The sequence below is a fragment of the Nocardia suismassiliense genome (genome assembly GCF_900269665.1).
Lineage (GTDB): Bacteria > Actinomycetota > Actinomycetes > Mycobacteriales > Mycobacteriaceae > Nocardia > Nocardia suismassiliense.
In genome coordinates this window covers 2,170,613-2,190,426 of record NZ_LT985361.1, presented here as the reverse complement: position 1 = coordinate 2,190,426, position 19,814 = coordinate 2,170,613, and the positions used below count along the sequence as shown (strand labels likewise).

The window sequence follows — 19,814 nt, the reverse complement described above, 5'->3', positions numbered from 1 at the left end:
GAAGCACCTCGGATCAGCTCGGCCACCATGTCGACGGTGGGAACCGCCGATTGCTCGAACTGTGCCTGCGCATTCACGTGTCCCACACTAGCGAGATTCGAACTGGCTGTGGGCGCCGGTGGGGTGCGGTTGTACCGGATCCGAGACATAACGGACGTCCTTCATCGTGGCGCGACGAACTGTCGGTCCGGGCCTGAAAGTGTCGGCTCGGTGGAAGCCGGGATCTAGCCGTGGTGTCATGTCGATGGCACGACTGAATCCCGGAGCAAGTCAGCTATGCCGAGGCACAGCCGAGATGCGGGCCGACCCGAGGGGTTGGCCGGCCCGCGGTCTCGATCAGTCGCGGGTCAGCTTGCGGTGCGTAACCCGGTGCGGGCGGGCCGCTTCCAGGCCGAGGCGCTCGATCTTGTTGGCTTCGTAGGCCTCGAAGTTGCCCTCGAACCAGAACCACTTGGCGTCGTTGTCGGCGTCGCCCTCCCACGCCAGGATGTGGGTGCAGGTGCGGTCGAGGAACCAGCGATCGTGGGAGATGACCACGGCGCAACCCGGGAACTGCTCGAGCGCGTTCTCCAGCGAACCCAGCGTCTCCACGTCGAGGTCGTTGGTCGGCTCGTCGAGCAGGATCAGGTTTCCACCCTGCTTGAGGGTGAGCGCCAGGTTCAGCCGGTTCCGCTCACCACCGGAGAGCACGCCGGCCGGCTTCTGCTGGTCCGGGCCCTTGAAGCCGAACGCGCTGACGTACGCGCGCGACGGCATTTCCTGATTACCGACCTGGATGAAGTCGAGGCCCTCGGACACGACCTGCCAGACGTTCTTCTTCGGGTCGATGCCTGCCCGGTTCTGGTCGACGTAGCTCAGCTTGACCGTCTCGCCGACCTTCACCTCACCGCTGTCGGGGGATTCGAGCCCGACGATGGTCTTGAACAGCGTGGTCTTACCGACACCGTTCGGGCCGATGACGCCGACAATGCCGTTGCGCGGCAACGTGAACGACAGATCCTTGATGAGCTGGCGGTCGCCGTAGCCCTTGTCCAGGTGCGAGACCTCAACCACCACGCTGCCGAGGCGCGGGCCTGCCGGAATCTGGATCTCTTCGAAATCCAACTTCCGGTGCTTGTCGGCCTCGGCCGCCATCTCCTCGTATCGACCGAGGCGAGCCTTGTTCTTGGCCTGGCGGGCCTTGGCGCCGGAGCGCACCCAGGCCAGCTCGTCCTTGAGCCGCTTCTGCAGCTTCTGGTCCTTCTTGCCCTGGACCTCGAGTCGCTGAGCCTTCTTCTCCAGGTAGGTGGAGTAGTTGCCCTCGTAGGGGTAGGCGCGGCCGCGGTCGAGTTCGAGGATCCACTCGGCGACGTTGTCCAGGAAGTACCGGTCGTGGGTGACGGCGAGCACGGCGCCCGCGTACGCGGCCAGGTGCTGTTCGAGCCACAGCACGCTCTCGGCGTCGAGGTGGTTGGTCGGCTCGTCGAGCAGCAGCAGGTCGGGCTTGCTCAGCAGCAGTTTGCACAGCGCGACGCGGCGTCGTTCACCACCGGAGAGCTGGGTGACCGGCTCATCCGGCGGCGGGCAGCGCAGTGCGTCCATGGCCTGCTCCAGCTGGGAGTCGACGTCCCACGCGTCGGCGTGATCCAGGTCCTCCTGCAACTTGCCCATTTCTTCCATGAGCTCGTCGGAGTAGTCGGTGGCCATCAGCTCGGCGATCTCGTTGAAGCGATCCAGCTTCACCTTGATCTCGCCGAGGCCCTCCTCGACGTTGCCGCGAACCGTCTTCTCTTCGTTCAGCGGCGGCTCCTGCTGCAGGATGCCGACCGTCGCGCCGTTGGCGAGAAAGGCGTCGCCGTTGTTCGGCTGGTCCAGTCCGGCCATGATCTTGAGCACGCTGGATTTACCGGCGCCGTTCGGGCCGACGACACCGATCTTGGCGCCGGGAAGGAAGTTCAAGGTGACATCGTCGAGCACGACTTTGTCGCCGTGCGCCTTGCGAACCTTCTTCATCGTGTAAATGAACTCAGCCATAAGGAGGAAGCCTATCGGTGTCGGAAACGGTGAGTTGAACCGGCGGATACCCCTCGCAACGCGCGGCCGGAACTGCGCCGCGCCGGGGTCAGGCGTCGGCGTGCTCGGGGTGGGTTGTCCGGGGTGGCGCCGCAACTGCGGCAGCGACATTCTCCCCCGGCCCATCGCCTGCCGGCCCTGGTTGTTCAGCGCCGAAGCCATCTCCAGTATTCCGCATCTCCGACCACCGGGTCACCTGGGCGACGCAGCGCGCGAGGTCGGGGCCGACGGCGCTGGCCCGCATCTCCAGGTCGCGCCGTTCCGAGCCGTCCTTGCTGCGATATTCCAGCGATCGCAACTGACCATGGGCGATGACCGGATCGCCGCGGCGCAACGAGCCCTCGACGCCCGCGACCAGCCTGCGCCAGCAGTTCACCGTGAGAAACAAGGTGCCGTTGTCCACCCACTCCCCCGTCACGCGGTCCAGCCGGCGCGAGTTGCTCGCCATCCGGAAGCTCAGCACCTGCTCACCGTTGGACAGGTCCCGCTTCACCGGATTGTTGACGATGGTGCCGATCACGGTCGCGTTCGCCTCGTACATGATGACGCCCCTTCGCATTCGACCCGTGGCGGTTGCCCGGGGACTTCCTCCCCTCGAGGAGTGTCTCCAGCCTCATCGATTCGGCGGGCGGCCGGGCGCCTCGATCCGAGAATGTGGACAACTTTCTCGCATGTGGATATCCCGTGCTTCTTTCAGGGCAAAGGGATGCGAAAGTGATTACAGCACTGAGAGATCCGTGTTGGCACCACAGAGGACGATGACCGGACGCTCATCGTCGGCCGGCACGTACACGCCGCTCTGCACGGCCGCCAACGCCGCCGCACCCGCGAATTCCACCACGACGCGGAACTCGCGCCACAGGTAATCACGGGCCGTCGCAATCGCGTCGTCGGTCACCAGCAGCGAACGCACCTGATAACGCCGCGCGATATCCATCGCGATATCGCCGATTCTGGTGGCGCCCAGTGATTCCGCCGCGATGCTGGACACCCCGACCTCGACCGGCCGGTTCGCGGACAATGCCGCATGCAGCGTGGGAATGCCTTCCGGCTCGACCCCGATCACCTGCTGCCGACGGCCGATCGCAGCCGCAATGCCCGCCACCAGCCCGCCGCCGCCCACCGCGGCAAGCACCGACGGCCGACCACGCACCTGTTCCTCGATTTCCAAGCCGACCACACCCGCTCCCGCGACGATCGCAGGCAGGTCGTAGGCATGCAGCTGCAGCGCATTGCGTTCCGCGGCGAGCTCGTTCGCGTAGTCGAGCGCCTCGGCGTATGTCGTTCCGTGCCAGAGCACCTCGGCACCGTGCGACCACATCGCGGCGACCTTGGTATGCGGCGCCGACTCCGGAACCACCACGGTGCAGGACTTTCCTAGCTGCGCGGCCGCCAGCGCGGCGGCGATGCCCGCGTTGCCGCCGGACGCGATCACCACCTGGTCGACGCTCGCCGCGGACGCCAGTAGTGCGTTGAGGCTGCCCCGAACCTTGAAAGTGCCGCCGTGCTGCAGGTATTCGAGCTTCATGGTGACCGGTACCGGACCGTTCGGCCCAGTAACGGTGGTGTGGAAGACCGGTGTCTTGCGGATCCGTCCGGCCAGCCGCTTACGCGCGGCCCGCACATCGGATCGGTAGATCCGATCGATCGGTCTGTGTGCGGAGACAACTACGGACCGTTCGTTCACAACCACACCTTGACCACGCTCGACTCCACCATGACCTGAGACCTCATGCCCGCAGGCATGGTCCTACCCCTACTTGTGTACCCCTCCATCGCGTTTGGCCAGCTCGGCGAACATCGCGTTGTGCGCGGAGAGGGCGGCGTCATGGTCGCGGTCGGCGGCTCGATCGGTGCGCTGCGCCAGCTTTCGATCGCTGCGCGACCACTGGATGAGCAGGGCGAGCATCACCACGACGAGCGGCACCTCACCGCTGGCCCAGGCCAGGCTACCGCCGGTGCGCTGATCGCCGAGCAGGTCGCCGTTCCAGTCGAGGCCGAGACTGCGGTAGAACCAGCCGCCGAGCACCGTGGTCATGCTCATCAGCGCGATACCGAAGAACGCGTGGAAAGGCAGCGAACCGAACACCATGCCGAGTTTGGTCAGCGGTTCCACCTGGCGCGGCTTGGGGTCGATGCCGATGACAACCCAGTAGAAGAGGTAGCCGCTGAGCAGGAAGTGCAGGTTCATCAGCAGGTGTGCCGCATGCGAATCCGCGTACGTGTCGAAGATCCCGCCCAGGTAGAGCGCGTAGAAACCGCCTACGAAGATGACCGACGCCACGATCGGATGGGTCAGGAAGCGCGACACCGGGTTGTGCACCGCGGCGAGAATCCACTCGCGTGGTCCGGGAGCGCCGGTGCGGCCGGCGGGCGGCAAGGCGCGCAACGCGAGCGTCACCGCCCCGCCCAGGGCGAACAGAATCGGCGCGAGCATGGACAGCGCCATGTGCGCGCCCATGTGCACACTGAACATCGCGGGTGCGTACCGCCCGACCCCGGACGAAGTGGCGATCAGTAGGACAAAGCAGCCGGACAACCAGGCGATGGTCCGCCCGACCGGCCACGCGTCGCCGCGGGCCCGCAGTCGGCGCACGCCGAGCAGGTACACCACCGCGAGCACGATCGCCAGCGTCCCGAAGATCAGGTCGAAGCGCCAGTCGAACAGCAGTCGCCCGACGGTCGGCGGCCCGGCCAGGTTGTAGCCGAGTTCTACCTCGGCGGGCGTCGGGAGCGCGGTCGGTGGTGGCGGCGGGGTCCGGCCGAGGCCGACCGCGAGCCCCATGGTCGCCGCGAAGATCAGCACCTCGACACCGGCGAACCGGATCAGCGCGCCACGATCGGCCGGGTCGGCGGCGAGGGCGGGCAGTGCGGCGCGCCGCTGCGCGAAGCCGATCACACCGAGGATCAGCAGCGCGGCGGCCTTGGCGAGCACCAGCTTGCCGTAGGTGGTGGTGAACAGTTCGTCCCACGGCACCCGGACCCAGGAGTTGATCACTCCGCTGATCCCGATGGTGACGAACGCGAGGGTCGCGGTCAGCGAGAACCGCCGCGCGGCCAGGTCGGTGTGCGCGCCACCACGGCGTGCATGCGCCAGTAGCGCGAAAAGGCCGCCGACCCAGACCGCAGCCGAAACCAGGTGCAGGATCAGGCTGTTGGTGGCGACGTCGTGCGCGCCGCCCGAGGACGAGTGCCCGGTCAACGCCAGCGGCATCATCGTCACGATCGACCCGGCGAACAGCACCGGCGTCCACCCCCAGCGCAACGCGAGCCGGGCACCGACCGCCACGATCAGCGCGAAGATCACCGTGGTCCGCCAGGCGCCTGCCAGCTCGATCTGATCGATGGCGCGCCACAGACCGTCCGGCCGCAGCGTGTCACCGACCGGCTGCCCCGTGGTGTCCGACACCGTCAACGGAACGAGCAGCGCGGCGCAACCCGCCCAGATGAGCGCGAAATTCGAGGCGCGCCGAATCGCGCGATAACCACCGACATCGAGCAGGCCGCTCGCCTGCGGCGGCACCAGGAACGCGGCGAACAACAGCGAACCGACGGTCAGCGCCGCCGACAGATCGGCGAGCGCGCGCACCGCGGGCAGGCCGTAGGTGGTCAGCGGGCCCGGATCCGGAATGCCGAGCAGACTCAGCGCGTGCGCCGCGGACAACGCGACCACCAGCGCCGCGACCACCGCCGCGATCGCCCCCGCCAGCGCGATGATCACCGCGTATGTCGCCGCCGACCGAGTCACCTCCAGACCTGATGAAGCGGACGGATCCTGCGCTGACGACATACGACACAGCGTAGTTCGATTGTTATCGCGTGGCCGCGTCGGGTTTGTACCGATAGGGTGGTCGGCGAATCACGGAGGTGCAATGTCGATCGTGTCGATCGTGTTGATTGCCTTGGTGGCATTGTTCTTCGCCGCCATGGGCGTCTACGGGCTACTGCGGCCCAGCCAACTCGTCGACCCACTCGGGCTGCTCGCCGACCGCGCGGACGCCCGCGCCGAGGTGCGAGCCGTCTACGGCGGTTTCGGCATCGCCATCGCGGTGATTCTCGGGTTGGCCGCCGCCGATGTCGGCAACCTCAGATTCGGGGCCTGTGTCGCAGTCGCCGCCGCGCTCGGCGGCATGGCGGTCGGCCGGATCTGGTCGGGTTTCGTCGAAAGCCCGTCCGCTTTCTTCCCCGTCTGGTTCTACCTGGTGCTCGAGGTGATCATGGCCGCAATGCTCGTACTCGCCGTCACGCTCGACCCCTAGCCATCTGGTCGGTCGCTATAATTGGCGCGCTGGACAGCACGACCAATGTCGGCCATGGTGGAACCCACTGCCTCCGTAGCTCAGTTGGATAGAGCAAGGGCCTTCTAATCCCTAGGTCGCAGGTTCGATTCCTGCCGGGGGCGCCACACCCCCTGTGGTCTGCACAAACAGTGCGCCACAGGGGGATTACCCACCCGATGCAGTGGTCAAACAGGTGGGATGATTGCGAGCAGCCCCCTACGCCTCGCCCAACTGCCGACGCAACTCGGAGCCCGCGCCAACGGTGCGATCTGAGGTGGCAGCCGGCCACCGCCGACACCATCAAGGGCGCGTCACTCACCGCGACCCGGCGAGCTCTCACCACATCACCCATGCGGCGTTCCACTGCATATCCAGCCCCCGCAGTCACACCGGGCCCAGTTGATACAGGCGGCACCCGCACGAGCATCGACCCGCCTTCCAGCCGCCGGGATCCAACGGCCCATCCAGGGCGAAGTGAGCGATCACTTCAGCGCCGCAAGCGTGATCCGCCACCGCCCTGGCCGACGTCATCGCCGGGTTCGCGCCCCATGACGCCACTCGATGCGACTCAAAAGTCTTGCCTGGCAGGTGGTCCCACAAAGTTGTAGGCAGACGTCGTCCGAGCCGAGTCGGCACGGCGTCGATCTCGGACAGCGCTCGGCCCAGCGAAACCGCCGTGGCGCGGTGAAGTAATCATCTCCAGTGGCGGATGAAAATCTGCACTGCCGGAGGTAGACATTTGCCAACAGTCGATATACAGTCGCTGTCGTTCGCATGAAGAAGTCCAGCGGCCGGGCAGGTGAACTGCCCGGAACAGCAAGTTCCACCGTCCCCCTCCGGCGGAGAAGAGAATCCGGTGCACTGGGCCGGACCGCCGGAGGGGACGAAGAAGTCAGTGAAGTACTAGCAAGACACGAACAACCCTGAAGTAAGACCGGCGATCTGGGAGGTGGTCACTGAGTAGTCACTTATCGGTTCCGCGTCCCGGACAGTGTCGGGAGCGGTGTAGGTCATCGGCCGACACGGCCGATGAAAGGAATTGAAGTCAATCAAATCCCCTCTTCTGTAAATCCCAGGCCCCGGCGCACCCGCGCCGGGGCCTGCCGACGTTGACTCCCGAGAGGTGCTGTGCAGCAACCGAACAACCATCCCGCCGACGGTCCCAGCGCCTCGGACAAACTCGATGACGACGACTACCCCGCCTACAGCATGGGGCGTGCCGCGGAAATCCTCGGCGTCACCCAATCCTTTCTGCGCGGGCTCGACGCCGCGCGACTGTTGACCCCGCAACGCTCGGCCGGCGGGCACCGCCGCTACTCGCGCTACCAACTACGTATCGCCGGGCGCGTGCGTGAACTCGTCGACGCGGGCAACCCGCTCGAGGCCGCCTGCCGCATCGTCATCCTCGAAGACCAACTCGCCGAAGCCCAACGGCTCAACACCGACCTGCAACACAGCCTCGACCAGCGCACCGACCGAGACTGAGTGCTCAGGTGACCGATGCGGGCCGGTTCGTGCAGTTGGTCATCGTCGGACAGCAGGTAGCGGAGGTAGTCGTAGGGTTCACGGCGACGATTCGGCTGGGTTCGCCGAACGAGTTCGAGTTGCAGATCGAGGGTGGCCTGGCCTTTGGGACGCCTGCTGGGAACCGGTTACAGGCCACGGCCGGTGAGTAAGCCGACATCAGTTCCGAACTGGAATCGCTCGTTGGTTCTACCGTGACGAGAGCCGATGCCAGTGAAGTCGAAGGGTTGAGTCTCGAGTTCGATTCCGGCGCTTCGATTCATGTCCCTGTCCACGACCAGTATGAATCCTGGGGAATTGTGGGGCTGGATGGCTCCCGGGTCATTTGTTTGCCGGGTGGGGAGTTCGCCATTTGGTCTGCCCGCAAAAGCAGGTGACGTAAACCGGATGGGCGGATCGCGCCACGTATGCCGCTCCGCTCACTGTGACCGGGGGCCGAAGAGCGCTTCCCGAACCGCGGCGGCTAGCTTTCGCTGCACTCTCCGAAGGGTTTTGACCGTCTTCTCATCGGAGAGCCCGGTGGTGATCGACCAGTCTTGTCCGGACCCGAAAACGTCACTGGCGAAGACGAACTCAGTTGCAACGAGAGTGCGCCGCCAATCTCGTGCAGTCAGCGGTCACGACAAGCCCGGCCGGATAGACGTCGTAACTGCTTGCCAGACTTGGGCGTATGCGAGAGGTTCATCGGGATGTGGTCGCGGTCGAGGGTGCGAAGGCGCTGGTCTGGACTGACGAAGGGCTGTACGACGTCGCTGCGGGCTGGCGGTCGATTCCGTTGGACGGGTCCTCAGGTTCATCGAGGATGAGCGGCTACGGCGCCGAGTTCGATGCCGCGACGGTGTCACCACGCCGCGATGTTGTCGCACTGGTAGCGAGCACCGGCACCACGGGGCTGCTGCTGAAGCCCGATGGTGAGCTCATCCGCGAAATCAACCGCAGCGACTACTGCGCCGATGCCTATCGATACCCGTTGGCGCTGTACACACTTCCGGACGGCCGTACCGGGCTGGTGCATTGTCCTGAGGACTACAACCGCTTGGAGGTCGAGGTCGCGGTGAGCGGTGAGCGCATCACCGTCGACACGGATCGCGAGCCTGAGGATGTCTTCCATTCCCGTTTGGCGGTCTCCCCCAACGGGCGGTATCTGCTCAGCGCCGGATGGGTATGGCACCCCGTGGATTGGTTGGCTGTCTACGAGCTGTCTCGGGCATCGACCGAACCGGCCGTACTCGATTCTCAGTGCGGATCGGCGCCGACAAGCGCTGATGTCGCCGGCGCGTACTTCCTCGACAACGACGACTTCGTCATCAGCACCTGCCCGGGGGCCGCGGTTCCTGAAGATCCCGAATCGCTAGGGCCCGATATGTTGGCGCGCTGGTCGCCCGCCACCAAGACTTTCGTCTGGCGCAGGCAGCTTGATCTGACTGCGGGCGACGTCGTTGCGATGGCGGGGCACATTCTGGCGCTCCACGAGTACCCCCGCCTCTACGACTCCACAAGCGGCGCACTGATGGCCGAATGGCCCGACCTATCGACTGGCCCAGCAACCAGCTCCATCGTGTGGGACGAATCCTTTTCCGGGAGAGCGCGAGTGGCGCTCGACCCCGCCGGTCAGCGGTTTGCAGTGACCGACGGCGAGCGGATCACGATCGTCCGGCTCGAATAGACCACCCATCGACATGACCGTCTTCGACAGAATCCACGACGGCGCTCGGCAACCACGTGCTCTCAATATTGCTGCACATAGGTGGTATCGACTCCCAGCGCACCGACCACTGTCCCGCCGCCGGGATGCCCGAGTGGTGTTGTCCGTCCGGGCAGCGGCTCAGCGAAGAAGCGGGCGTTCTCGGTAACGAATTGCTCTTGCTCGGCGGGGATGTCGTCTTCGAAGTAGATTGCTTCGACCGGGCAGACCGGTTCACACGCCGCGCAATCGATGCATTCGTCGGGCTGAATGTAGGCCATCCGATCACCGATGAAGATGCAGTCGATCGGGCACTCCTCGATGCAAGCCTTATCGAGCACGTCGACGCAGGCGGCGCCGATTACAAACGTCATGATGTTCCCCTCCACTGTCCTATGCCCGCGACTCGGGACAGTTACGAGCTTGGTGCCCTTCCCCACCGCCGGGTAGCGGTCAATACCCACCGCTTCATAAGGTGACCTTATGACCCTGCCGCCGGGTACACCCGACCTAGAGGTACTCGATCTGCTTGTCTCGGTGGCAGAGCTGGGCAGCCTCGGCGCGGCAGCACGACGGCACGGCATCAGCCAGCCCGCCGCCGGCATGCGCATCAGCACGCTGGAACGTCGTCTGCGCCTGCGGCTGCTCGATCGCGGGCACACCGGTTCGGCACTCACCGATGCCGGTCACACCCTCATCGAACTCAGCCGCCCCGTACTAGCGGCCGCGGCCACGCTGGCCGACGGTATCGCGGCCCTGCACCACACCGCACGCCCGAGCCTGCACATCGCGGCGTCGAAAACCATTGCCGACCATCGCATTCCGCACTGGCTATCAGCGCTACGCAAAATCCGGCCGGAACTGGCGGTAGCGTTGGAGGTGGCGAATTCCCAGCAGGTGACCACAGCCGTACGCGAGCGCGCCACCGAGCTCGGCTTCGTCGAAGGACCCCATCCACCACCCGGATTGGGCAGCCGCGTACTCGTCGCCGACGACCTGGTGGTCGTCGTCGCACCGACTCACCCATGGGCCACCCGTCGCCGTGCGGTGACATTGGCCGAACTCGCCGACACTCCGCTGCTATGGCGAGAGAAGGGCTCGGGCACTCGCGATACGGTGTGGCAAGCCCTCGAGATGCATGGCACGCCGGCGCCACCGGCAGCCGAACTCGGCTCGGCCGCAGCGATTCTCGCCACCGCCCGCAGCGCCGCCGCACCCGCGGTGGTCAGCCGCCTCATCGTCGCTCACGAACTACGCGCCCGCACCCTCCACGAAGTGTCACTGGACGACTCGATCGTCCTGACCCGAAAGTTTCGCGCCATCTGGCACCGCCGCACACCACCCAACGGCCCCGCACAAGACCTCGTTGAGCTCGCCACCCGCATAGAGGCAACACGCAAGCGGCGGGCGCCGCAGTAGGCGCCGGGCGTATAGCCTCCGGCTCTGCCGACGCTCATCGCAACCAGCGCGGCGGTCGAATCGACCGACACCATCCCCGGCGCTGCACTGTGACCTCATCGTCGACCAAGCTCAAACTTGCATACAGATGGCCACCTGGATCAGGTCGTTCACTGTTCTCGCAAGCCGTTCGCCGCGTCGTAGTCGGCGAGCCATGCATTGGCCACCAAGCACAGCCGCACCATCTGCAACAGACCCGTCAACAGCAGAGTGGTTTCTTCGCCAGCCCATCGGATCTCGGGAATCGTGTCCGCGATCCTCGCGGTCGGCTCTCCGAGCGTTGCTGTCAGCGCGGCGGTCATACGGATGAACGCATCATGCACCTTGGCCTGACCGGCAGCGTCATCGGCGGCGAGGGTGGTCACCGCGACCTCGATGCGTTCGGCCTCGCCGTCGCGGCCGATGACATCGCAGGTGCCGGGCCCGAGTCCGGAGTCGAACCGGACCCAATCGCACGACTCGAAGATCGGATCGTGCCAGCCGAATACCACCAACAACCGCATGAGGTTGTCCATCCGCCACGACCAAACCAACGAACGCAGCGTGGTAGCGAGATCAACGATCTCTGCATCAGCCAACTCGCGCCACCCTGTCACTGAGTTGCCACTGCTTGCATTGAGATCAGCCATTTTCAACCCTCCTGTCTGACTGGGCATATCACGCGGAACCGCGCTGGGCACAGACAAGTGAGCAGGTTCTGGTCTGGCAAGTGAGCTGCATACGGACCGAATGTGGACATCGGCCGGACGAGTGCCGTGCCGGGAGTCCGAAACAACTTTCAAGGATCCATCATGCGAACAAGCAATTCAGATCAGGCGAGGACTGTTGTGGTGCTCGGTGGCGGGCCGACCGGGTTGACGGCGGCGATGCTGTTGGCGGCGGAGGGGGTGCGGGTCACGGTGCTCGATCGTGACGCGGGCGAGCCGGGGGGTGGGGCGGAAGGTGTATGGGATCGGTGGCGGCGGCCGGGGGTTAATCAGTTTCGGCATCCGCACATCATGCTGCCCGGCGCGTATCAGCTGCTTGTGCGCGAGTTGCCGCAGGCGGTGGTCGAGTTGAAGACGCTCGGTGCCGTATCGCACAACATGCTCGGCGGTGCCTTCGATCTGCCGAGCATCGGGGGCCGCGGGCCCGGTGACGAGCGGTTCGAGACGCTGTCGGCTCGGCGGCCGGTTATCGAGGCCGGGCTGGGCAAGGCTGCGGCGGAGACTGCCGGGATCACGGTTCGCCGTGGCACTTCCGTGGTGGGTTTGCTGACCGAGGGCGGGCAGGGGACGCGCGTGATCGGCGTGCGCACGGGTGACGGTGAGGTGATCGACGCCGACCTGGTCGTCGACGCGCTCGGCCGTAACTCACCGGTCGCCGCGATGCTCACCGATCTCGGGTTGCCTGCACCGGTGCAGCAGAAGGACGAGGTCGGGTTCCTGGCTTACAGCAGGTACTTCCGCTCCCCCGACGGCTCCATGCCTGCGCAGGCGCCGTGGCCGCTCGAGCATCACAACAGTCTGGGGATCACCTCCGTGCCGGGTGATGCCGGAACGTGGTCGCTGGCGTTGTTCGTTTCCGGTCGCGACCGTGCGATGCGGGGGCTCAGTGATCCGGCGGCCTGGCAGCGGGCGGTGGCGCTGTATCCGGATATGGCGCACTGGGCCACCTTTGGCGAACCGATCACCGGGGTGCTCGCTATGGCGGGCATGGAATCACGGTATCGCCGGTTCGTGGTCGACGGACGGCCGGTGGCGACCGGGTTGCTCAGCATCGGAGATGCTTGGGCGACAACCAATCCGACGTTCGGCGTGGGTATCACGATGGGGATGACGCATGCGGCGTTGCTGCGTGATGTGGTGCGGGAGGTCGGGTTCGAGGATCTGGAGAAGCTGGCGTTGCGGTTCGACGAGATCACCGAGGCCACCCTCACACCGGTGCAGCAGGCTTCGGCCGCATGGGATCGGCACCGGATCGCCCAGATCGACGGTGAAATTAACGGCGTGCGTTACGAAACCGACGACCAGGACTGGAACTTTCGGCAGGCGATCGAGGTGGCCAAACTGCTCGATCCGGGAGTATTGCGGGCGTTCGGTGAGGTCGGCTCGATGCTGAGCTCACCGGAACAGGCTTTGGCCACACCGGGTCTCGTCGATCGCATCGTCGAACTGGGTGCGGGCGCAGCGCCTTATCCGTCGACCGGCCCCTCCCGCACGGCGCTGCTGGCCGCGATCGGAGCCGAGTAATGCGGATCGAGACCAATGGCATCGAACTCCAGGTGCAGGTGAGTGGCTCCGGACCGGATGTCCTTCTGGTGCATGGTTTTCCGGACACGCACGCCAGCTGGCGCTATCAGGTTCCCGCACTGAACGCCGCCGGGTACCGCACCATCGCGCCCGATCTGCGCGGCTTCGGCGCGTCGGACAAACCGGTGGAGCTGGCGCAGTACGAGCTCGCGGAGTACCTCGCCGATCTCGTCGGAGTGCTCGATGAGCTCGGCGTCGAACGGGCGCATGTCGTCGGCCACGATTGGGGTGCCTCGCTGGCTTACCTGCTGGCCGCGAGTTACCCGGCCCGGGTGGCCAGCCTCACCTGTTTGTCGGTCGGCAGCCCGGCAGCCGTTGTGGACGCGGGGTTGGCCCAACGCGAGAAGTCCTGGTACTTCCTGCTGTTCCAGTTCTCCGGGATCGCCGAAAGGTGGTTGGCGCAGGACGATTTCGCCAATACCCGGCAATGGCTGGCCACCCATCCCGACCTCTACGAGGTCATCGAGCGGCTGCGTGATCCGCGCGCACTCAGCACCAGCCTCGGGTTGTACCGCACCGGTGCCGGGCCACAGTTGCTGGTGGAGCCGCCCGCGCTGCCGCCGGTGCTCGCGCCGATGCTCGGGGTGTGGAGCAGCGAAGATCGGTACCTGACCGAGCAGGCGATGACGGGCACCGAGAAATACGCCGGCGGGTCGTGGCGCTATGAACGCCTCGACGGCATCGGTCACTGGATGCAACTCGAGGCGCCGGAGCGGGTCAACGAGCTGCTGCTGGACTTCCTTTCCGGGCAATGAGCGCGGCCGGTCCCACCCTCGGGTGGGACCGCCGGAACCAAGCAGGTTCCGGAGGTATCCCAATTACATCGTCCACGATGCATGTCCGGGACACTGTCGATAGCGTTGTCACCACGACGGCCGCCGCGCCAGAAGGAGAGTTATGAGTGCGACCGAGGGCCGAGCACTACTGGCCCAGAGCTTGGCCGCGGGCCGCGATCGGGCCTTCGTCGGGCGCGATCCCGAACTCGAGCTGTTCAGGGCGGCGCTGGCCGGCACCGCGACCGCCCGCCCGGTCCACTACCTGCACGGGCCCGGCGGCATCGGAAAGTCCGCCCTGCTCCGAAGATTCGCGAGCGAGGCGCGCCGGGCCGGCCGCTCGGTCGTCGAAGTAGACGGTCGCACCGTCACACGCACACCGGACGGCTTCACGGCGGCAGCGGGGATCGCGGTCCAGCAGGCAGGGACAGTGCTGCTCGTCGATACTTTCGAAATGTGCCAGGGCCTCGAAGGCTGGCTGTGGGAACGGTTCCTCCCGCAGTTGCCGGTCGGTGCGATCGTGGTGATCGCCGGACGGGCCGCTCCGGACCCGCTGTGGGCCGCCGATCCGGGGTGGGCCGATCTGCTGCAGGTCACCGCTTTGCGAAACCTCACACCCAGCGAAGCCGCCGAGTTCCTGCACGTGCGCCAGGTGCCCGCGAGTGCGCAGCAAGCCCTGCTCGGCTTCACCGGCGGCAACCCGCTCGCGCTCGCGCTGGCCGCGGCGGTGGCCGTGAAAGACCGTGCGGTGGCGGCGGATTGGAAACCGAGCCAGGACACCATCGCCACGCTGCTGTACCAATTGGTCGGCGACACACCCAGCACCGAGCACCGCAAGGCACTGGAAATGTGCGCGCACGCCTACGTCACCTCGGAATCGTTGCTGCGGGCAGTATTCGGCGATGCGGCCGCCGAGTTGTTCGCCTGGTTGCGGGTGCAGCCGTTCATCGAGTCGACGGCCACGGGGCTGTTCCCGCACGACGTGGTGCGGGAGGCGCTCGAAGCGGACCTCAAATGGCGCGACCCCGAGGGTTTCGCCGAGATGCATCACCGGATGCGGGAACTGCATCTGGCACAGCTGCGTTCGGCGCCGCACGCCCAGTTGGTCCAGTCCACCGGCGCGCTCATCTTCATCTACCGCACCGATCGGCAGATGTCGGAGTTCAATATCTGGCGCGAGACCGGACTCGTGCAAGACCATCCGTATCCGCCGAGCGAGCGGGAACGGGTGCTGGCTCTGGTCGAGCAGCACGAAGGGCCGGAGTCCGTAGCGATAGCGGCCTTCTGGCTCGACCATCAACCCCAGGCGTTCCGGGTCTACTACTCCACCCACACGGGGGAACTCGCCGGCTTCTCGGCCTGGCTCGAACTCGCGGAACCCGAAGGGCTGGAGATAGATCCGGTCGTTGCCGAGGCGTGGAACCACGCGCGGGCCAACGGGCCGCTTCGACCAGGTGAATATATGGCGTTGGCGCGCTTCACCATTGATGGTGTGGCGTATCAGCGGCCCGCCGCGGCAACCACTTTCGCGCAGTGGCGTGCGACCGGGGAAATGATCCGCGGTGAGCGGCTTGCCTGGTCGTTCGTCGTGATGCGCGACGACGGGTACTGGAACGACCACCTCGGCGACATCAACATGCTGCCCACCGCCGCGCCGCCCACCGTCGGCGACCACAGGTACGCCCTGTTCGCTCACGATTGGCGCGCACAGCCCCCGGGCCCGTGGCTACAGCAGAAGTCGGAGTCCATGCTGTCGGGTGCGGCGATGGCTGGGGCCGCGCCCACCCCAGGTCAGCTGGTCGTGCTGTCCCGCCCGGAGTTCGACGCGGCGATCCGCGAGGCCCTGCGCACGCTGCGGCAACCGGCGGCGCTCGCTGACAATCCGCTCAACCGCAGTCGGCTCGTCGTCGAGAGCGGCAAGACCTTGAGCGAGATCCTCGCCGACGCGGCGCAGGGGCTGCTCGGGCAGCGCGGCGGCGAGAAGCTGCACCGCGCGGTGACGATCGCGCACTTCCGCGGGGCGCCCACCCAGGAGGTGGCGGCCGAGCTGCTCGGGCTGCCCTTCAGCACCTATCGCCGCCACCTCACCACCGCGGTGGAGCGGATGAGCGAGCTCCTGTGGCGACACGAATTGACCGGTGACCTTGTCTGACGTCGGCCTGCCGATACCGCTCGTCTTCTTCCGCGTCGGCATCGTCGTACCCGACCTCGATGCCGCCATCGCGCGTTTCGCCGACGGACTCGGTATCCGGTTCACCGACCCTGTCACCCAACGCATTCCACTGATGGAAGTCGGCGATCGAGCGACGCGGTCGTTCGAATTGACCACCGCCATGTCGCGCACCGAACCGCCCTACTACGAGCTGATCCAGGCCACCGGCGACGGCATCTTCGCCGAACCCGCCACCAAGAGGGTTCTGTATTACGGCTGCTGGGAACAGGATACGGAGCGCCGCCTCGCCGGATTGGCGAGCCGGGGCGCGCCGCCCGACGTGGTCTGGCGGCCCGCCCCCGATACGGCCCCGACCGCCATTTTCACCCGGCCCGACCGCACCGGCGGCCGGATCGGCTATCTGTCCGCGCAGACCAGGCCGGCCATCGAGGAATGGGTACGGACGGGCAAGTCCCCCTAGGGATTCCCGGGAAACAACGACTCCCAGAAGTCCTGCAACGCCGTTGCGGCCGCCGCAGGTTGCTCGAGCATCCACCAGTGTCCGGCGTCCGGCATGATGTAGAACGTCGCACCGAGCTGGCGAGCCACTTCGGCGGCGAGCAGGTAGTCGTCGAACCGGTCGTGCACCGGGTTGATGACGAGTCCCGGTGCGCACGTTCGCTTCAGCTGGTGCCCCCAATCGCGGTACGGGTTGACCGCGGAACGATAGAAGTCCAGCACCGCCCGGCCCATACGCGCGTCGAACTGCTGATGCATCCGCAGCGCCTGTGCATCGGGCACACCGAGCGAACGCAGCGCTGTAGCAACACCTTCCGGAGCATCGAGGCCGGCGACTACGGCCTGCCGGACGAATTCCTCACCGGCACCGACGGTCTGCCAGGTCTTGGCGAGCTCATGCCACCCGTAGTCCGGATGCAGGGCACTCGCCCCGTCAGCCACCCAGCTACGCAGCGTGACATCGGAATTGGTGGCGATCCGATAAACGAGCAGCGCACCGACATCGTGGCCGACCAGATCGATCGGACCGGGAATGCGCCGTAGCTCGGCCTCCAGCCACGCCGCGTACCCGTCCTTGGTGGCGACGAATGAATCCGGCTTGCCCCGGCCGAATCCCGGCAGTGCCAGGGCGACACTTTCGGCGCCGAGGTGGGCCCGCACGCCATCCCAGACGTCGGCGGTCTCCGGCACACCATGAACGAAGACGACAGTCATCAGCGATCCTCTCTGGTCGACAACACCTGCCCTGATGGACGGGCCGCTGCCTACCTTCGGCGCCGAGCCAGCTCAGGTGCCAGACCAGAACCTGCTCAATTTCCGAGGTGGCAGGTATTGAGCACCGGATGACCTGTCGGCTGAGTATCGGTCGGCCGCATGGTTTTCGAATGGGACACAGTGAGCACGTCGACATGACCGCGCAACTCAGCGCCGGCCGGGATCCGGCGGTGTCCGGGCGGGTCCGCGTCGCTGTGCACGCCGCGGATCCGATCACCCGCATGGGCGTGCTGGCGTCACTGCGCGGACGGGCGGAGGTGCAGGTCGTTTCCGGTGACGAGACGGCACGCGCGGCGGTACGGGTGGTCGCCGCAGACCGAGTCACCGCGGAAACGCTTGCGTTGCTGCGTGATTCGGCGGAACAGGCGGACTGCCCGGTGGTCCTGGTGGTCTCCGACGTCGACCCGGCCTACCTGCTGATGGTCGCCGAGTGCCGCGTCGTAGCGATACTCCCCCGCGCGGCCGCCACCCCGGACCGAGTGATCGCAGCCGTCGCAGCCGCGGCGGCCGGCGCCGGGCTCATCGCACCGGATCTACTCGGCGAACTGCTGCGCCAATTGGAGCGACTGCATCGGGAGGTGCTCACCCCCAACGCACTGACGGCCGCGAGCCTGACCGCGCGCGAAATCGAGGTGATCCGACTGCTCGCCGACGGTTTCACTGCCGCAGAGATCGCCAGGCGGATCAACTACTCGGAACGCACCGTGAAAACGGTCATCTACGGCGTCACCAGGCGGATGAACCTGCGCAGCCGGGCCCAGCTGGTCGCCCACGCGGTACGCCACGGTGTGATTTGAGCCGCCTGGAGCACCGTCATGTTTAGAACTGAAGTGACGGGGATTACCTGTATCGAAGCGTGACGACCGTAGGCTCGGGCGGGTCCACAGGGTGGTCGACAGATGTCGCGATGGAAGTAGCCGGCTGGAAGGGCTGTGAGCAATGCTGCGGAAGTTCCTTGATCAGGGTGTCGTCTCGTTGATCGACAAGTCGGCGCGGGCGCAGGCACCGCTGGTGCGCAAGTACACCGGCTTCGTCCGAGGCAGGCATCCGAGCGAGTCCCCCGAGCAAATCGTCGACCGACTCGGACGGCACTACTTGATCGCGGTGACCGCCAGCGGCGTGGTCGTCGGCCTCAGCGCGGCGGTGCCGGGCGTCGGCACCCTGGTGGGGTTGGCCGCCGCCGGTGCGGACACCGTGTTCTTCCTGGAGGCCTCGACGGTGTATGCCGTTGGCGCGACCGAAGTTTCGGGCAGCAAGGCCGCGGCCCCGCGTCCGCCGCTGGTCTCGGCGGTCGTGCTCGGCCAGGCGGGAACCGAGGGCCTCGGCGCGGCGGGCCGCTCGGCCAAACAGTGGGATACCAAGCTGGCCAACAAGCTTCCGATCATCCGGCGGATGGACGACTCGCCGATCAAGCGGTTCCTGGTCCAATTCATCGTCAAGCGCGGCGCGCTCGCGTTCGGCAAGGTCATCCCCGCGGGCATCGGCGCCGTGGTCGGCGGTGTCGGTAACAACGCGCTGGCCCGCGGCGTCATCAAGAACCTGCACGAAGCCCTGGACGACGCCGAACCCGGCCGGGCGGTGTCCGCGTCCACCAAGGGCGCCTAGCCGGCCACCGGTGCGCCGCGCAGCCGATCAGCCAGTGCGGGAACGCCGTCGCCGGTCAATCGTGCCAACCCGGCGGGACGGCCGGTGACCACCAGCAGCAGCGCCGCGATCGGACCGCGCACGTCGATGCCCTCGCCGTAGGACCAGTCGATGTCGGTGGCGCGCAACGCGAATCCGTCGAGGCGGTGTTTCTTCCATACCGGCCAGCTGATGTCCGCCGCCGTCGTGGCGCCGGTCGCGGCCGCGTCGACCGGTAGCTCGATGGTGCGGCCCAGCGGGATGGCGATGTCCTGGCCGTGCACCATGGTGTCGAAGAGGATGTTGCGATAGTTGGTGGGGCCCGGCAGTTTTCGGGACGACGCGTGCGTGCGCAGCATCGCGACCAGCTCGGCGGGCGGGCGGGCGGCGGCGCGCACGGTGAGATCGTCGATGAGCCGGTTGTAGTTCCCGTTCGCGCGCAGACCGGCGACGAACAGGGCGCCGAGCGACGGCGGCTGCGGCGTCAGCGCGATATGCGCGGCGACGTCGCGGATCCGCCAGCGGGCGCACAGCGACGGCAGCTCCCATTCCGCGGGTGTCAGCTCGGCGAGCACGTCGGCGATGGCGAGGCGCTGCTGTTCGATGACCCGCCAGCTGGCCTCGCGATCGAGCAGCGGTGATGTATTCGCCGACATCGGGCACCTCCGGTAGCATTAGTCAGCA

The 19,814-nt window shown here is 66.5% G+C and carries 20 protein-coding genes and 1 tRNA gene; 13 read left to right on the top strand and 8 right to left on the bottom strand.

Annotation, left to right across the window (positions count from 1 at the left end; translation table 11 throughout):
* Positions 1 to 336: 336 nt before the first annotated feature.
* The 4 genes from ettA to DBO33_RS09680 form a co-directional block, all read right to left on the bottom strand.
* Positions 337 to 2,013: an energy-dependent translational throttle protein EttA gene (gene ettA, locus DBO33_RS09695; protein WP_107654731.1), complete on the bottom strand. Its 1,677-nt coding sequence runs from the start codon at positions 2,011 to 2,013 to the stop codon at positions 337 to 339.
* An 88-nt stretch (positions 2,014 to 2,101) separates the two neighbouring features.
* Entirely contained in the window at positions 2,102 to 2,593 is a 492-nt protein-coding gene (locus DBO33_RS09690) for a single-stranded DNA-binding protein (RefSeq protein ID WP_107654730.1), read from the bottom strand.
* A 177-nt stretch (positions 2,594 to 2,770) separates the two neighbouring features.
* Complete coding sequence (locus DBO33_RS09685) at positions 2,771 to 3,739, bottom strand: threonine/serine dehydratase (RefSeq protein ID WP_107654729.1); 969 nt, start codon at positions 3,737 to 3,739, stop codon at positions 2,771 to 2,773.
* Between the two features lie 69 nt (positions 3,740 to 3,808).
* A complete protein-coding gene (locus tag DBO33_RS09680) occupies positions 3,809 to 5,842 on the bottom strand; it encodes a cytochrome c oxidase assembly protein (RefSeq protein WP_107654728.1) in 2,034 nt (677 codons plus the stop codon).
* 82 nt (positions 5,843 to 5,924) lie between these two features.
* Here DBO33_RS09680 and DBO33_RS09675 point away from each other — a divergent pair, with 82 nt between their 5' ends.
* The 6 genes from DBO33_RS09675 (at position 5,925) to DBO33_RS09655 (ending at position 9,522) form a co-directional block, all read left to right on the top strand.
* Complete coding sequence (locus DBO33_RS09675; protein WP_199856568.1) at positions 5,925 to 6,311, top strand: DUF4345 family protein; 387 nt, start codon at positions 5,925 to 5,927, stop codon at positions 6,309 to 6,311.
* 69 nt (positions 6,312 to 6,380) lie between these two features.
* A tRNA-Arg gene (locus DBO33_RS09670) sits at positions 6,381 to 6,457 on the top strand.
* A 1,003-nt stretch (positions 6,458 to 7,460) separates the two neighbouring features.
* The gene (locus DBO33_RS09665) at positions 7,461 to 7,817 is read left to right on the top strand and encodes a helix-turn-helix domain-containing protein (RefSeq protein WP_234390758.1); all 357 of its coding nucleotides are present in this window, start codon (positions 7,461 to 7,463) and stop codon (positions 7,815 to 7,817) included.
* Positions 7,818 to 7,825: 8 nt separating this feature from the next.
* Entirely contained in the window at positions 7,826 to 8,008 is a 183-nt protein-coding gene (locus tag DBO33_RS09660) for a hypothetical protein (RefSeq protein ID WP_107654727.1), read from the top strand.
* Between the two features lie 6 nt (positions 8,009 to 8,014).
* A complete protein-coding gene (locus DBO33_RS44670; protein WP_407670607.1) occupies positions 8,015 to 8,233 on the top strand; it encodes a DUF6188 family protein in 219 nt (72 codons plus the stop codon).
* Positions 8,234 to 8,526: 293 nt separating this feature from the next.
* A complete protein-coding gene (locus DBO33_RS09655; RefSeq protein ID WP_107654726.1) occupies positions 8,527 to 9,522 on the top strand; it encodes a hypothetical protein in 996 nt (331 codons plus the stop codon).
* 62 nt (positions 9,523 to 9,584) lie between these two features.
* Here DBO33_RS09655 and fdxA read toward each other — a convergent pair whose 3' ends face one another.
* A complete protein-coding gene (gene fdxA / locus DBO33_RS09650; RefSeq protein WP_107660117.1) occupies positions 9,585 to 9,914 on the bottom strand; it encodes a ferredoxin in 330 nt (109 codons plus the stop codon).
* Between the two features lie 109 nt (positions 9,915 to 10,023).
* Here fdxA and DBO33_RS09645 point away from each other — a divergent pair, with 109 nt between their 5' ends.
* Complete coding sequence (locus DBO33_RS09645; RefSeq protein WP_107654725.1) at positions 10,024 to 10,959, top strand: LysR substrate-binding domain-containing protein; 936 nt, start codon at positions 10,024 to 10,026, stop codon at positions 10,957 to 10,959.
* 149 nt (positions 10,960 to 11,108) lie between these two features.
* Here DBO33_RS09645 and DBO33_RS09640 read toward each other — a convergent pair whose 3' ends face one another.
* Positions 11,109 to 11,627, bottom strand: coding sequence for a DUF6301 family protein (locus tag DBO33_RS09640; protein ID WP_159080184.1), 519 nt, complete (start codon positions 11,625 to 11,627; stop codon positions 11,109 to 11,111).
* A 162-nt stretch (positions 11,628 to 11,789) separates the two neighbouring features.
* On the opposite strand from DBO33_RS09640, the gene DBO33_RS09635 reads away from it, so the two are divergent.
* From DBO33_RS09635 to DBO33_RS09620, 4 genes are all read left to right on the top strand, one after another.
* On the top strand, positions 11,790 to 13,229 hold the full coding sequence (locus DBO33_RS09635) for an NAD(P)/FAD-dependent oxidoreductase (protein WP_107654723.1): 1,440 nt from the start codon (positions 11,790 to 11,792) through the stop codon (positions 13,227 to 13,229).
* On the top strand, positions 13,229 to 14,044 hold the full coding sequence (locus DBO33_RS09630; protein WP_107654722.1) for an alpha/beta fold hydrolase: 816 nt from the start codon (positions 13,229 to 13,231) through the stop codon (positions 14,042 to 14,044). The genes DBO33_RS09635 and DBO33_RS09630 overlap by 1 nt, the downstream gene beginning before the upstream one ends.
* Positions 14,045 to 14,186: 142 nt before the next feature.
* Complete coding sequence (locus DBO33_RS09625; protein ID WP_107654721.1) at positions 14,187 to 16,214, top strand: ATP-binding protein; 2,028 nt, start codon at positions 14,187 to 14,189, stop codon at positions 16,212 to 16,214.
* Complete coding sequence (locus tag DBO33_RS09620) at positions 16,201 to 16,695, top strand: VOC family protein (protein ID WP_107654720.1); 495 nt, start codon at positions 16,201 to 16,203, stop codon at positions 16,693 to 16,695. The genes DBO33_RS09625 and DBO33_RS09620 overlap by 14 nt, the downstream gene beginning before the upstream one ends.
* Here the strand turns inward: DBO33_RS09620 and DBO33_RS09615 are convergent.
* On the bottom strand, positions 16,692 to 17,447 hold the full coding sequence (locus DBO33_RS09615) for an alpha/beta fold hydrolase (RefSeq protein ID WP_107654719.1): 756 nt from the start codon (positions 17,445 to 17,447) through the stop codon (positions 16,692 to 16,694). The two genes, DBO33_RS09620 and DBO33_RS09615, sit on opposite strands and share 4 nt — an antisense overlap.
* A gap of 170 nt (positions 17,448 to 17,617) precedes the next feature.
* On the opposite strand from DBO33_RS09615, the gene DBO33_RS09610 reads away from it, so the two are divergent.
* On the top strand, positions 17,618 to 18,304 hold the full coding sequence (locus DBO33_RS09610) for a helix-turn-helix transcriptional regulator (protein ID WP_199856567.1): 687 nt from the start codon (positions 17,618 to 17,620) through the stop codon (positions 18,302 to 18,304).
* Positions 18,305 to 18,446: 142 nt separating this feature from the next.
* Positions 18,447 to 19,112, top strand: a complete 666-nt coding sequence (locus DBO33_RS09605) for a hypothetical protein (protein ID WP_107654718.1) — start codon at positions 18,447 to 18,449, stop codon at positions 19,110 to 19,112.
* Here DBO33_RS09605 and DBO33_RS09600 read toward each other — a convergent pair.
* A complete protein-coding gene (locus DBO33_RS09600) occupies positions 19,109 to 19,786 on the bottom strand; it encodes a maleylpyruvate isomerase family mycothiol-dependent enzyme (protein WP_107654717.1) in 678 nt (225 codons plus the stop codon). The genes DBO33_RS09605 and DBO33_RS09600 overlap by 4 nt on opposite strands.
* Between the last annotated feature and the right edge of the window lie 28 nt (positions 19,787 to 19,814).

Coding starts and splice junctions, on each gene's coding strand:
- ettA (WP_107654731.1), bottom strand. CDS start 2,013: ATGGCTGAGTTCATTTACACGATGAAGAAGGTTCGCAAGGCGCACGGC.
- DBO33_RS09610 (WP_199856567.1), top strand. CDS start 17,618: ATGGGACACAGTGAGCACGTCGACATGACCGCGCAACTCAGCGCCGGC.
- DBO33_RS09640 (WP_159080184.1), bottom strand. CDS start 11,627: ATGGCTGATCTCAATGCAAGCAGTGGCAACTCAGTGACAGGGTGGCGC.
- DBO33_RS09630 (WP_107654722.1), top strand. CDS start 13,229: ATGCGGATCGAGACCAATGGCATCGAACTCCAGGTGCAGGTGAGTGGC.
- DBO33_RS09675 (WP_199856568.1), top strand. CDS start 5,925: ATGTCGATCGTGTCGATCGTGTTGATTGCCTTGGTGGCATTGTTCTTC.
- DBO33_RS09615 (WP_107654719.1), bottom strand. CDS start 17,447: ATGACTGTCGTCTTCGTTCATGGTGTGCCGGAGACCGCCGACGTCTGG.
- DBO33_RS09635 (WP_107654723.1), top strand. CDS start 11,790: ATGCGAACAAGCAATTCAGATCAGGCGAGGACTGTTGTGGTGCTCGGT.
- DBO33_RS09600 (WP_107654717.1), bottom strand. CDS start 19,786: ATGTCGGCGAATACATCACCGCTGCTCGATCGCGAGGCCAGCTGGCGG.
- DBO33_RS09605 (WP_107654718.1), top strand. CDS start 18,447: ATGCTGCGGAAGTTCCTTGATCAGGGTGTCGTCTCGTTGATCGACAAG.
- DBO33_RS09680 (WP_107654728.1), bottom strand. CDS start 5,842: ATGTCGTCAGCGCAGGATCCGTCCGCTTCATCAGGTCTGGAGGTGACT.
- fdxA (WP_107660117.1), bottom strand. CDS start 9,914: ATGACGTTTGTAATCGGCGCCGCCTGCGTCGACGTGCTCGATAAGGCT.
- DBO33_RS09645 (WP_107654725.1), top strand. CDS start 10,024: ATGACCCTGCCGCCGGGTACACCCGACCTAGAGGTACTCGATCTGCTT.
- DBO33_RS09625 (WP_107654721.1), top strand. CDS start 14,187: ATGAGTGCGACCGAGGGCCGAGCACTACTGGCCCAGAGCTTGGCCGCG.
- DBO33_RS09655 (WP_107654726.1), top strand. CDS start 8,527: ATGCGAGAGGTTCATCGGGATGTGGTCGCGGTCGAGGGTGCGAAGGCG.
- DBO33_RS09690 (WP_107654730.1), bottom strand. CDS start 2,593: ATGTACGAGGCGAACGCGACCGTGATCGGCACCATCGTCAACAATCCG.